Origin of the sequence: Chengkuizengella sediminis (assembly GCF_010078385.1) — a bacterium.
GTDB lineage: Bacteria > Bacillota > Bacilli > Paenibacillales > KCTC-33759 > Chengkuizengella > Chengkuizengella sediminis.
In genome coordinates this window covers 26,849-39,450 of sequence record NZ_SIJC01000004.1, presented here as the reverse complement: position 1 = coordinate 39,450, position 12,602 = coordinate 26,849, and the positions used below count along the sequence as shown (strand labels likewise).

At 35.8% G+C, this 12,602-nt stretch carries 13 protein-coding genes; 8 read left to right on the top strand and 5 right to left on the bottom strand.

The annotated features are described in order from the left end of the window. Positions 1–486: 486 nt before the first annotated feature. The gene (locus EPK97_RS09605; protein WP_162036418.1) at positions 487–1,953 is read left to right on the top strand and encodes a protein adenylyltransferase SelO; all 1,467 of its coding nucleotides are present in this window, start codon (positions 487–489) and stop codon (positions 1,951–1,953) included. 37 nt (positions 1,954–1,990) lie between these two features. On the opposite strand, the gene EPK97_RS09600 is transcribed toward EPK97_RS09605, so the two are convergent. Together EPK97_RS09600 and EPK97_RS09595 are read right to left on the bottom strand one after the other, a co-directional pair. Beyond that, positions 1,991–2,836, bottom strand: a complete 846-nt coding sequence (locus EPK97_RS09600) for a hypothetical protein (RefSeq protein ID WP_162036417.1) — start codon at positions 2,834–2,836, stop codon at positions 1,991–1,993. Positions 2,837–3,227: 391 nt separating this feature from the next. Beyond that, complete coding sequence (locus EPK97_RS09595; RefSeq protein WP_162036416.1) at positions 3,228–3,620, bottom strand: CotY/CotZ family spore coat protein; 393 nt, start codon at positions 3,618–3,620, stop codon at positions 3,228–3,230. Between the two features lie 230 nt (positions 3,621–3,850). On the opposite strand from EPK97_RS09595, the gene EPK97_RS09590 reads away from it, so the two are divergent. From EPK97_RS09590 to EPK97_RS09575, 4 genes are all read left to right on the top strand, one after another. Further along, entirely contained in the window at positions 3,851–4,450 is a 600-nt protein-coding gene (locus EPK97_RS09590; protein ID WP_338075696.1) for an amidohydrolase family protein, read from the top strand. Between the two features lie 103 nt (positions 4,451–4,553). Then, positions 4,554–5,675: an IS200/IS605 family element RNA-guided endonuclease TnpB gene (gene tnpB / locus EPK97_RS09585; protein WP_162036415.1), complete on the top strand. Its 1,122-nt coding sequence runs from the start codon at positions 4,554–4,556 to the stop codon at positions 5,673–5,675. 113 nt (positions 5,676–5,788) lie between these two features. Further along, entirely contained in the window at positions 5,789–6,271 is a 483-nt protein-coding gene (locus EPK97_RS09580) for a 2'-5' RNA ligase family protein (RefSeq protein WP_338075695.1), read from the top strand. A gap of 55 nt (positions 6,272–6,326) precedes the next feature. After that, positions 6,327–6,836 carry a class I SAM-dependent methyltransferase gene (locus EPK97_RS09575; protein WP_162036414.1) on the top strand — a complete coding sequence of 170 codons (510 nt, stop codon included), beginning with the start codon at positions 6,327–6,329 and terminating at the stop codon, positions 6,834–6,836. A 243-nt stretch (positions 6,837–7,079) separates the two neighbouring features. On the opposite strand, the gene EPK97_RS09570 is transcribed toward EPK97_RS09575, so the two are convergent. Then, positions 7,080–7,871, bottom strand: a complete 792-nt coding sequence (locus tag EPK97_RS09570; RefSeq protein WP_162036413.1) for a CPBP family intramembrane glutamic endopeptidase — start codon at positions 7,869–7,871, stop codon at positions 7,080–7,082. After that, positions 7,872–9,212, bottom strand: a complete 1,341-nt coding sequence (locus EPK97_RS09565) for an MFS transporter (RefSeq protein ID WP_420826785.1) — start codon at positions 9,210–9,212, stop codon at positions 7,872–7,874. It abuts the gene before it with no gap. A gap of 369 nt (positions 9,213–9,581) precedes the next feature. Between EPK97_RS09565 and EPK97_RS09560 the strand changes: the two genes are divergently transcribed. Beyond that, positions 9,582–10,178: a prolyl hydroxylase family protein gene (locus EPK97_RS09560; protein WP_162036412.1), complete on the top strand. Its 597-nt coding sequence runs from the start codon at positions 9,582–9,584 to the stop codon at positions 10,176–10,178. Between the two features lie 184 nt (positions 10,179–10,362). Here EPK97_RS09560 and EPK97_RS09555 read toward each other — a convergent pair whose 3' ends face one another. Further along, positions 10,363–10,980 (bottom strand): TetR/AcrR family transcriptional regulator, encoded by a 618-nt coding sequence (locus EPK97_RS09555; protein WP_162036411.1) that lies wholly within the window; start codon positions 10,978–10,980, stop codon positions 10,363–10,365. Positions 10,981–11,242: 262 nt separating this feature from the next. Here EPK97_RS09555 and EPK97_RS09550 point away from each other — a divergent pair, with 262 nt between their 5' ends. Next, complete coding sequence (locus tag EPK97_RS09550; RefSeq protein ID WP_338075684.1) at positions 11,243–12,133, top strand: NAD(P)-dependent alcohol dehydrogenase; 891 nt, start codon at positions 11,243–11,245, stop codon at positions 12,131–12,133. Positions 12,134–12,165: 32 nt separating this feature from the next. Beyond that, complete coding sequence (locus EPK97_RS09545) at positions 12,166–12,573, top strand: DUF6326 family protein (protein WP_162036409.1); 408 nt, start codon at positions 12,166–12,168, stop codon at positions 12,571–12,573. Positions 12,574–12,602 lie beyond the last annotated feature (29 nt).

The following is a 12,602-nucleotide window of genomic DNA, read 5'->3' as shown; positions in this document are numbered from 1 at the left end:
TAATTGAATTTCTCTTTTGAAACTTAGAGGATCATTTATTAAAAACGATTTTCCACAATCTGGCACGTTTTTGAAGAACGCTTCGTTTAGTATAGGTCTATATAATGGAATAACTTCTTGTACAATTTAGGGAAGTTTGAAATAATTGTTATTGAATTAAAGCGCAGGATTATTTAGTAAGTGATGCTTTAGTGGTATGCAGCACGTATCACATGATGAGAAAGGTGGTATGTGGAAATTTTTTAATGGATCTTTTGAACTTAATACAGACAATGCGAGAATAGTTACTCTTGAAGAAATTTATATTTAAGGACACGATCATTGTGAGAAAGGGGATAATAATTTTCCTCAAGTAGAAACTAATAGTGCTGACTTCTGTTGATACAGAAAGTAGATAACTAAAAATTACATAGAATGGCTCTAGTTTTTTGTTTTAAATAAACGATAGGATATACACAAAAAGACAAGAGAAGAAAAGGAGATAAGATGACAAAGAGAATAGAAACAGGATGGAACTTAGATAACGGTTATGCTCACCTGCCGAAATTATTTTATTCCAACCTCAATCCAAATCCTGTACGTTCACCGAAGTTGATCATTCTTAATGACCCGTTGGCAACAGACCTGGGGTTGAACGTTCAGTCGTTACAAAGTGAAGATGGAATAGCGGTGCTTGCTGGCAACCAGATTCCCGAAGGTGCATCGCCTCTGGCTCAAGCTTACGCGGGGCATCAATTCGGGCATTTTAACATGTTAGGGGACGGACGGGCTATGCTGCTTGGAGAGCAGATCACTCCTCAAGGTGAGCGGTTTGATATTCAACTCAAGGGTTCAGGTAGAACCCCATACTCCCGTGGGGGCGATGGTCGAGCGGCACTTGGACCGATGCTGCGCGAATATATCATCAGCGAAGCAATGTATGCGCTCGGTATTCCTACCACCCGTAGTTTAGCTGTGGTGACTACCGGTGAGTCAGTAATCCGAGAAACCGACCTAAACGGTGCAATCCTGTCCCGTGTGGCGGCCAGTCATCTGCGCGTTGGCACCTTTCAATACGTTGCAAAATGGGGTACAGCTGAGGAACTGCGGGTCCTTGCTGATTATACCTTACAAAGACATTTTCCAGACGTTGAGACTGATGAGAGTCGATATCTTTCACTGCTTCAGGAAGTGATTAAGCGTCAGGCTATGCTGATTGCTAAGTGGCAACTGGTTGGTTTTATCCACGGGGTAATGAACACTGACAATATGACCATTTGCGGAGAAACCATCGATTATGGTCCTTGCGCCTTTATGGATTATTATGACCCGGGAACAGTATTCAGTTCCATTGACTCTCAAGGTCGCTATGCCTACGGCAATCAGCCGTATATTGGCGGATGGAATCTTGCGCGATTTGCTGAAACTCTTTTGCCACTGCTACATGTCAATCATGAACAGGCTATCATACTGGCTCAGGATGCAATTTCAGATTTTAATGAGTTGTATCACAATAATTGGCTCACAGGAATGAGAGCAAAGCTGGGGATATTTAACGAAGAGATACAAGATGAATCCTTTGTCAAAGATCTCCTCAGTATGATGCAAAAGTATCGTGCCGATTATACCAATACCTTCCGAGCCTTAACATTTGATGCACTGGAGGATATGGACCTTTTTAGGAGCTCAGAATTTGCTAAGTGGTATGAGATGTGGCAGGCGAGACTAAGCAGGCAGCAAGAAGTGAAAGCATCCTCGCATCAGTTGATGCGGAACAGCAATCCTGCGATAATCCCTCGCAACCACCGAGTAGAAGCTGCATTAGAAGCTGCAGTGAAACAAGGGGATTACAGCGTGATGGAGCAGCTTCTTCATGTTCTTTCAAGTCCCTACGCGCACTCCTCCGAACAGGCTGATTACTGCACACTGCCTGAGCAATCTACCCGTCCTTATCGAACCTTTTGCGGTACATGATATCAATTGACACGAAAATCGATATTGGACAATCTATTTATTCTTTAGTTTGAAAAGGTTTTTTCTGTATCACCTTCATGACCTTTATACGCGGAAAACGTTCATCTAAGTTGTTTTCAAGTATCCACTCATGATGCGTTTCTGCAACCATGGGGGTGCCATTAACTGAAGTGCCTTCCCAATCAAAATCTACTGAAACATGTAAGGTTTGATCGGTATTTTCTCGAACCGATAAATTTTTTGGAAAATGGGCACTATCTTTCACTTGTTCTTCAATCGTTGTTAACCATTCTTTAAATTGATCAACATTCACAATCTTTGAAGTAGTACTTAAATCTAATTCGAATTGATCAGCTAAAAGTTCATCAAATTTGTCCCCATTAACGCTTGCTGTTTCTATTAAATATAACCAATAATGCATGAAAGATTTTGCCCGATTTTCCGCATAAGCAGATGAAAATTGTGGGTTCTCAATGGTCCCTGTAGGTTCTAATTTGACTTTAGTGAACAGAGGAAGATCATTGTCTCTAAGTTTTAAGATAGTGGAATAATGAATTGTATAACTATATCGACTTTTATCGGGACGTATGTTTTGATAAAGTATATCCGCTTCAAGTGAAAGACAATTGTTATCCAAACGTTTTACTTCAGTATGTTCAACATGATGAGCATTTTGCCATCCTTCATACATCATCAATCTTTCTTCTAAGTTGTCTTTCCCTTTAGAAGTCCCTGCTTGAGACGTGATTTCGATATCATCTGCTAAAATATCTAATTGATTATTAATACGAGCTTTATTAAAAGGTACCTCATACACCTGATACCAGCGATAATATTGTGTTAAAGCCAAATGTTTGTCTTTTGTTTGATAAAATTGATCCATTAATCATAACTCCTTTTTAAATATTCTATTTTTTTATATTTGATAAAACGAATGATTTGACACTCATTTATCCTTTCCTTTACCGGGCTCTATTATTAATTACTGTGTTAGTGTGTCTTTTTACCGGTTTGTTATGCCACATGTCCTTTCTATATTTTTTATTTTCCATTTGATTATAAAGGTTAGAGTTAACTCTAAGTCAAGTGAATTGGTTATAATTTTACCTCCCAATCGATATTCTGCGCTACAAATCCCTTAATCACTGGTTTTACGTCAAAAAGGCGTCTATTCCATTGCAGAAATAAACGCCATTTTGAAGAAATGATTTAAGTATGAGATTCGTTAAATAAAATAACCCTCTCACTATATAGTGTTTGAGACCTACTATGCCCTATAGGTCTATTATTTGAAATGAACTTATCGTATTACAATCAACAGTTATAAACAGATTCGTAGGATCAATATCAAATTCAAGATTACTATCAGTACAAATTTGATTTAATGGAACACAACAATTTTCCCCTGGATCAATTGTACGTCCTTCATTTGGTTTTAGTAATTCTAACGTAATGCATTGATTACATTTATCAACTTCTTTGACTCGAAAATAAACGGTTATATAACATGGTTCAAGAGGATCACTTGAAGAATTGAGAATATCACCAAAAGCATATAACAATGTATTGTCGGTTTTAGTTAATATAATGACATCTCCAATATTTTTTAACGCATCACAAATACAATTTTTATTCTCTTTAAACTTCTTTCTTTTTTTTACAGTCATGAAAAACACCTCCATATTCTGTGATAGAATAGAATATGATTATGAAGATGAATCTGTATGGACGGGTATCATGAGTTTGTTGTAAATTGTGCTATTGTCTTTTTTGTATGGATAGATGTTTGATTCATATTTTGGTTTTGACGATGAAGCAGAAGATAAAATTGAAGATACGGAAATTAATAACATAGGAAGGATATATTGATGAAAATTTTTGACTCTCACATCTACATATTATTGATAAAAAGTCTCCTCTGATCCCAAATCAAGGCTACATTCCTGATTATTTTTCTTGCGAAGATTACTTGAAAAATGTTGATAGAATAAATGTAGTAGGTGGGGCAATTGTTTCAGGTTCTTTTCAAGGGTTTGATCAAACCTATTTAATAGATGCTTTAGAAACTCTTGGGGAAAAATTTGTTGGAGTTACCCAGTTGCCTTACGACACAACAGATGATGAAATCCTTCGACTAAATGACATCGGAGTGAGAGCACTTCGATTTAATGTAAATCGGGGAGGTTCAGAAGACATATCTCGTTTAGATTATTTTGCTAGAAGAGTTTATGATTTAGCTCATTGGCATACAGAATTATATATGAATTCAAATCAGTTATCAGAGATAAAAACAATAATTGAGAAGCTTCCGGCTGTTTCAATAGATCATCTCGGTTTATCGAAAAGTGGATTTAATGACCTTTTATCATTAGTGGATAAAGGAGTTAAAGTAAAAGCAACAGGTTTTGGGAGAATTGATTTTAACCCAATTGAAGCCATTCAAAGTATTTATCTATTCCTAGCAGAAGACCCCCAACTTCAAAATGAAACAATGTGAAACGAGTGAAAGTTAAGTGGGGGATGAATGCACCTGCATACTCGAACAAACGTTTGTAATCACTTCCTCTTTGTTGTAAAATGAAACTAAGCGAGGTGAGGATATGTTAGTCAATAAAGCCTATAAATTTCGCATCTATCCTACAAAGAAACAAGAAATCCTAATCCATAAAACGATGGGTTGCAGTCGTTTTGTGTTTAATCGTTTCTTAGGTTTGTGGAATGATACATATAAAGAAACGGGAAAAGGCTTATCGTATGGAACATGCTCCTCTGAATTACCCAAACTAAAGAGAGAATTCATGTGGTTAAAAGAAGTGGACAGCATTGCTTTGCAATCTTCACTTCGTCATCTATCAGATTCTTTTGAGCGTTTCTTCAAAAAGCAAAATGATGCTCCTAAGTTTAAATCGAAGAAGAATAAAGTTCAATCTTATACCACGAAGCATACCAACGGAAATATTGCCATCATCAATAACAAACTCAAACTCCCTAAACTCGGTCTAGTTAAGTTCGCTAAAAGTCGTGAAGTAGACGGTAGAATTATCAATGCCACCATTAGACGAAATCCGAGTGGTAAATATTTTGTTTCACTTTTAGTAGAAACTCAAGTTCATTCACTAAAGAAAACAGGTTCATTCATTGGAATTGATGTTGGATTAAAACAGTTTGCTACCCTTTCGGATGGCACTACATATACTAATCCTAAGTTCTTTAGAAACTTAGAAAAAAAGTTAGCTAGAGCTCAACGCATTCTTTCTAAACGTACAAAAGGCAGTTCAAACTGGAATAAGCAACGAATGAAAGTGGCGTGTATCCAAGAAAAAATATCAAATGCTAGAAATGATTATTTGCAAAAAATTTCAACCGAAGTTGTCAAAAACCACGACATTATCGGGTTAGAAGACTTGCAAGTAAAAAACATGCTCAAAAACGGAAATCTAGCAAAAGCAATAACGGAAGTCTCTTGGGCAAAGTTTCGTGCGATGCTTGAATATAAAGCGAAATGGTATGGCAAAGATGTGATTATTGTATCTAAAACATTCGCTTCAAGCCAACTTTGTTCAAATTGCGGATACAAAAACAAAGACGTTAAGAATCTTAATTTGCGAGAATGGGAATGTCCATCTTGCCATACTCATCATGATCGAGATATTAACGCAGGACTTAATCTAAGAAACGAAGCCATTCGTCTCTTAACCGTAGGAACTACGGGGATAGCCTAATCCATTAGAGACCATTAGGTTTCTGTACTTAGGAATCCCCCACTTCAAACGTAAAGCGTTAAGTGGTGGGAGTGTTCAATGGGATCGTACCTCCAGATGAATATTAAGAAAAGATAATTCATTTCCAAAGTCAATGGAAAAATAATTTACTTGTTGATTTAGTCGAACCACACATTACGATAAAAGCTCAGGGTGGTTTGACTGATGACATTGGATGGATTGAAAAATTACAACGGGTTTGTAAAGATTTTTCCTTATTTGAAGTATCTGTAGCAGAACCAATGTTTTTTGGTGAAAGCGTATTTTTTTTGAGTATTAAATCAGATAAAATAGTTGAAATACATCGGAATATCGTTAATGAAATTTCTCCCGAAAATGAATTAATAAAAAAATATATGGAATTAGACGATTATGTACCTCACTTAACATTGGGACAAACATTTTGGGGTCTATCCAGTGAAGAATTAAAGGATATGGCTAAAAATATTGGACAAGAACCTAGTCCTTACCCTACATTTGAAGTCAATTATATAAGAATATATCAAGAAGTAGAAACAAACAGATATGTAAAATACCTAGATATTCCTCTAGGATAGATAAAATTAAAGTATTATAAACGATTGTGTTAGTTCTTATAAGAGGTGAGGTTAGTTGAATAGAGTTAAGCAGAGTACTAAATTAGATTTAGAAAGAATTGTTTTTATTGGGAGAACGTTTGAAGAGTATTTGGATATGTTCAAAAAAAATTATATTTGGGATTATTTCAAGGATATAGAAGGTCTAAAAAAACATCGTTTGAGTGCTTTAAAAGATTGCGTTAAAGACATGAGAAAATCGAATGGACGTTACGTTCCTGTTACTTTACCAACCCTACCGTTTAAAAATGGAGAATTTGATATTGTTCTTTCAGCACATTTCTTATTTATGTATGCTGATAGACTAGATTACCATTTTCATATATCAACGTTAAACGAGTTATTGAGAGTAACCAAAAAGGAGATTCGCATTTATCCTTTAGTGGATTTGGAAGGTAAACGGTATGAGCATTTGGATAAGATAATAAGTTATCTTATAGAAAATGCATGTACAGTAGAAGAGATTAAAGTTCCATATGAATTTCAGGAAAATGCAAATTCTATGTTAAAAATAAAAAAAGAGTAGCTTCATAGACAAAATCAAAAATCATTTAAATAAAAGGGAACAGTTAATTCATCTAGTTAAGTAGGCGTTCCTTTCGGGAGGTTTGAAATTTGATGAAGAACCATATACAAGTTTTATTATTGATGCAAAATAGTAATTTATCTTTAATAGAAGATTAAAATGGGCTTTCATTCATAGGAAAGAACCCCCTTATAATTTCTTTGAAATTTTCGAAACCAATAGTTTTTTTTGTAAATTACTATACTAATAAAAAAGCGGGATAAATAATAATTGCAATGAAATGTGAGAAACCATATGTGCTAAAACAGCATATTCAAAACCTTTTTTCCAATAAAGATATCCAAATAACAACCCACCAATTCCGTTTAGTAAAAAACATCTAAAAATTAAATTTGTCGTTAACTCTCCGAACAACATTTCAGTAGCAGGTAAATGACCAGCAGCAAACAAGGCAGCCGATATAACAATTGCAATCCAATAATACTTATTATTTAAATAACCTTTATTTCGTTTGAAAATCTTCTGGAAAATCCATACCAATAAAGACATAAAAAATAATCTTAGTAGTATTTCTTCAAAAACTCCTCCATATAAAACGCCTACTAATAATCCTAGAAAAGAAAATTCAGGAGTGTTTTCTCCAATCAAGGGAATTTGATATTGATAAAAGAATCTATCTGCTCCAGAAATAATTAAAGCTATAAATATACCAAAAATAGCAGACAACAAGACTGCCTTTTTATTCAAACTCCCTTTTTCCTTATTAAACAATGACGTTAATATATTTAGAGTAAAACCTGTTCTTCGAGCTAATTTAATACCAATAAAAGATAATACTAAAGATATGAAGAACAATTGAAACGAAATAACAACGATTAAAAGATTCATTGGTAAAGGAATTGTTTCTATAAACTCATTGTATTGATTGGGAAGGGTGCGTTGTAATGTATGCAATTGATAAGGCAAAACAAAAAATCCAGTAATAAAACATATAAATGATAGGAATAATGATATTTTAAAATCTATTTTTTTCATTTATCGACTCTTTCCTTGAATACTCCATTTTTTTAGAAAATAGCGATTATGATTACTAAGGGACCATATAACAACTGGAATAAGCAGTAGTGAAAAGATGCCTCCGGCAAATGAAAGTGCTGCATAACTGGAATGAGCTACAACTATGCCAGATAGAGCACCACCTGATGCTCCAGCTAAAGCGATTAATACATCAACAGTTCCTTGTATCTTTGCACGATTGGATGGATTAGTTGCATCAACGATGATGGTTGTTCCACTAATCAATCCAAAATTCCAACCAAGCCCAAGTAAAACGAGTGAAATTATAAGTACCAACAAGGAATCTACTGGTGCTATTGCAGCCAGAACACCAGAAGCAAGTAGAATGCCGCCAGCTGCGATGGCCATTGCAGTTCTTCCAATCTTATCTACAAGGATACCCGTCACTAGCGATGGTAGGTACATTGCTCCTATGTGGAAGCCAATGACTAGTCCCACCGCTCTCAAACCATGCCCATGATCCCCCATATGTACAGGTGTCATTGTCATAATGGATACCATAACGATTTGAGTTGAGACCATAATTGTAGTCCCAATAACAATTCCTCGCTTATTTATTGCTAGTTTACTAGATTTTTTGTCATTATGATGATCCCCATCAGTTTTTAACTCTTCAATTGCTTTGGCAACTAGGAGAGGGTCTGGGCGAAGTAAAACTAGAAGTACCAAACCGGCAAGGGTGAAGGCAGCAGCAGCTAAAATGAACGGACCAGCTAGAGCTGGGACTCCAATTGATATTGCAAAACCTCCCATTACATCAACCAAGTTTGGACCTGCAACAGCACCTAAGGTGGTTGAAACCATCGCAATACTGATTGCTGTTCCTCGCTGTGTGGAATTTGCTAGATCTGTACCAGCATAACGTGCTTGTAAGTTAGTAGCATTTCCAGCACCATAGATTAGTAGTGAAGCAAAAAGAAGTGCTATATTATTAGTTAATGCTGCAATGACCACTCCTATTGCACCGAGTCCACCAGTTAAGAATCCTGTGGCAAGCCCTGAACGACGACCAAAATGCTGGGAAATTCGTCCTACAAGCAATGCAGACGCAGCAGATCCCAAAGTAAACAAGGCAACTGGAACCCCTGCATAACTATCTGTACCTAACATGTCTTGTGCAAGAAGTGCTCCTACCGTTAGACCTGCTGCAAGTCCTGCACCCCCGAAAATTTGTGAAATGACAACTATAATCAACGTCCGTCGATATAACTGTCGTTGCTTTTCTGGAGAATCAATGTAATTTTGTAACCAAGTTGGTTGACTTTTTATAGCTTGTGCTTCATCATTAATCGACATCATTCAGTCTACCTTCTCTCCTATATGTAACTTTCTTTAATATGAATTGTTTTGTCAGTCCATTCTATTAAATTAGCACAATTCATCAATCATTCATTGTATAAAACATTACATGTATCAATTTAATTATAACAATCTGATGTATATATGGAAGAACTAAAGCTTAATTTCTCGATCACAATGTGGAGTCAAAGTCACCTATATGAAATGCCTACAGCGTATCTTCCCATTAGCTAGGTGATAACCTTTCTTGTGTTTTTGCGATAAACCACATTTGGGTTTTTAATCTAGAACCTACTTATTTTAACTAGCATAGTATATTAATGTGTTTTAGAAAATTTCACATCGATATGTAATAGGGGAGAAATATATATGAAAAAACCATCTAACTTGTTATATGATGATCCTTTTATAGCTAGTTACGAAAAGATTGTAACCCAAAAAGAATGTAGTGAATTAATTGATCTAGCTAAAAACCAGCTTGAACCGTCAAAAGTTATGGGAGCATCGAAAATATCTGAAGTTAGGAAATCAGGTCATACTTGGTTTCAACATGATTCACATGAAACTGTTCGTCAGGTATGTGAACGTATTGCGTCTATTGTTAAATATCCATTAAATTATGCTGAACAGCTACAAGTAGTAAGATATAAAGTTGGAGGGAAATTTAATGCTCATTTTGATTCCTTTGATACTTTTACCCAGTTAGGGAGAACGACGATTTCACAAAGTGGACAACGAATTATTACTGCGCTAATTTATTTGAATAATGTGAGTCTAGGTGGAGAAACTTTATTTCCTGATCTTGATATTAAAGTGACTCCATCAGAAGGAACATTATTAGTTTTTGAAAATTGTAAAAAAGATTCAAATAAAAGACATTTGTTTTCAAAACATGAAGGTTGTCTAGTAAAAGAAGGAGAAAAATGGATTGCAACATTATGGTTTCACGAAAAAAGTCAATATTAAATAGCTAGTCAAATGATGACAATAGATACCAAATTACTAATACCTCAACATCAATAACGCCACCACCTCCTGCGGCAAATTAAATAGAGTTAGAGGGGTTGCCTAGATCCCCCCTCTAACTTTCCAAATGGTATATGAGATACAACGGAATGGGACTCTCATTGGATTTAACATATTAGAGCTTTTAAGTGTTCTTCCCAAATCGGCTCAGAAATGTTTCTATCATATTTTCTTTTAAAGGTTTAAGCTGTTCCTCAGTTTGACATGGTTGGAAGAGAGCAGGCCAGGTTAGGGCTCCTTCGATCATGGCATGAAAGATCTGAGCAGCCAAGTGTGGATCGGGGATTTCCATTCGTCCATCTTCATCTGCTGATTTTAACCAGTTTACAAGATTGGTATGAGGTGGACCATACTTAGATTTTGTTTCCATAGCCAACTGGGAGTCTTGAATAAATACAGTGGTAAGCACCTTGCATAATGCTAGTCGACTTGGATCATTAATCAGAAAAATTTCTGCATCAGCGAAAAGGGCAAGCTGCTCTTCTATAGTTTTATCAGGATCATAACTGATATTTTTTAATAACTCCTGTTCAGATAGTAATCTTTTAAAAACGGCTTGGAACAGATCATCCTTATTGGCAAAATGATTATAAACCGTTCGTTTTGAAACTTCTGCATGATAAGCAATTCGATCCATTGATGCCTTTTCGTATCCTTCCATCACAAATGCTTTGATAGCTCCATCCATAATAGTTTCACGTTTTTTTGAAATGTTTGCTGTTTTTTTTAATTCATCATTCATAGCTGAGTACTCACCTTCTACATTTTTAAGTAAACTACACTGTGTAGTATAAAAAATATTGACTTAATGTAAACTACACTGTATAGTTTACAATAATCAGGAAAAAATTTCAAGACTACCTTATGATGTTAGTTATGAAATCAAAAATGAAAGACATAAATGAAGGAGGAAACTCATGAAAGCCATTGTATTCACAAAATATGGATCGTCAGATGTTCTTCAACTTAAGAAAGTCGAAAAACCCAGTCCAAAAGAAAATGAAGTGCTGGTAAAAGTTGTTGCATCTTCCGCAAATCCACTTGATTGGCGTTTGATGAGAGCTAAGCCATACTTAGCTCGTTTGGCAAATGGACTTCTAAAACCTAAAAATACACGACTTGGAGCGGATATCGCAGGACGGGTTGAAGCAGTTGGTAGCAATGTAACACAATTTGAGGTTGGTGATGAAGTATTTGGAGAGAAATTCGAGACAGGATTGGGCGGTTTTGCCGAGTATGTATCTGTTCCTGAAAGTGCATTGGCAATGAAACCTAGTAACCTGTCCTTTAAGGCAGCAGCCGCCGTCCCATTAGCAGCCCTCACTGCTTTGCAAGGTCTTCGCAACGAAGGACAAATTCAATCAGGTCAGAAGGTTTTGATTAATGGTGCATCAGGAGGTGTGGGTACATTTGCGGTACAGATTGCGAAAGCAATCGGGACTGAAGTTACCAGTGTGTGCAGCACGCGTAATTTAGATATGGTGTCCTCAATTGGAGCAGATCATGTTATTGATTATACGAAGGAAGATTTCACTAGAAACGGTAAGCAATATGATCTAATTTTTGATGCTGTGGGAAATCACTCGGTTTCAGACTTAGAGAGGGCATTGAAAGAAAAAGGAAGTTGTGCCGTAGCTGGATTTACGAACATGGCTCGTTTATTTGAGATTTCATGGAAAGGAGGAAGGATTTCCAAAACTGGCAGTAAAAAAATAGGTATGATGAAAACTGTCCACACTAACAAAGAAGATTTGCTTTTTCTAAAAGAATTACTTGAAGCAGAGAAAGTCGTACCAGTCATTGATAGATATTATTCCTTAAGTGAGACTGACAAAGCTATCACATATCTTGAAACTGGGCGCGCAAGAGGGAAAGTAATCATAACCGTAGCGTAAGCGAAGTTATTTATAATGAAAGGAGTAGAAAAATGAATGCTGATAATAAGATTATCGAGCTGAATTGGAGAGCTACGCTTTCAACACTATGGATATTTGTATTTTTAAATATAATTTTTAGGGATATTCATGGGTTCTTTAGAACTGGATTTCTGGAAGAGATTATGACAGGAACTGTAGATGGGGTTTTAATAACTGAAGAATTACTGTTGATATTTGGAATACTGGTGGAGATTCCGATTGCTATGGTTCTCCTGTCACGAGTATTGAAATATAAAGTGAATTTCTGGGCAAACAGCATTGCAAGTGTACTAATGATTGTGGTTATTATAGATAATGGCGTAGCAGATCTTGATGATATATTTTTTGTAACGATACAAATTATCGGACTATTGGCAATTATATGGTATGCATGGAAGTGGCCTAAACCAGCTTCATGAACTTGAATATTACGACCTGAGTTGGCAAC

Coding starts and splice junctions, on each gene's coding strand:
- EPK97_RS09605 (WP_162036418.1), top strand. CDS start 487: ATGACAAAGAGAATAGAAACAGGATGGAACTTAGATAACGGTTATGCT.
- EPK97_RS09600 (WP_162036417.1), bottom strand. CDS start 2,836: ATGGATCAATTTTATCAAACAAAAGACAAACATTTGGCTTTAACACAA.
- EPK97_RS09595 (WP_162036416.1), bottom strand. CDS start 3,620: ATGACTGTAAAAAAAAGAAAGAAGTTTAAAGAGAATAAAAATTGTATT.
- tnpB (WP_162036415.1), top strand. CDS start 4,554: ATGTTAGTCAATAAAGCCTATAAATTTCGCATCTATCCTACAAAGAAA.
- EPK97_RS09570 (WP_162036413.1), bottom strand. CDS start 7,871: ATGAAAAAAATAGATTTTAAAATATCATTATTCCTATCATTTATATGT.
- EPK97_RS09565 (WP_420826785.1), bottom strand. CDS start 9,212: ATGATGTCGATTAATGATGAAGCACAAGCTATAAAAAGTCAACCAACT.
- EPK97_RS09560 (WP_162036412.1), top strand. CDS start 9,582: ATGAAAAAACCATCTAACTTGTTATATGATGATCCTTTTATAGCTAGT.
- EPK97_RS09555 (WP_162036411.1), bottom strand. CDS start 10,980: ATGAATGATGAATTAAAAAAAACAGCAAACATTTCAAAAAAACGTGAA.
- EPK97_RS09545 (WP_162036409.1), top strand. CDS start 12,166: ATGAATGCTGATAATAAGATTATCGAGCTGAATTGGAGAGCTACGCTT.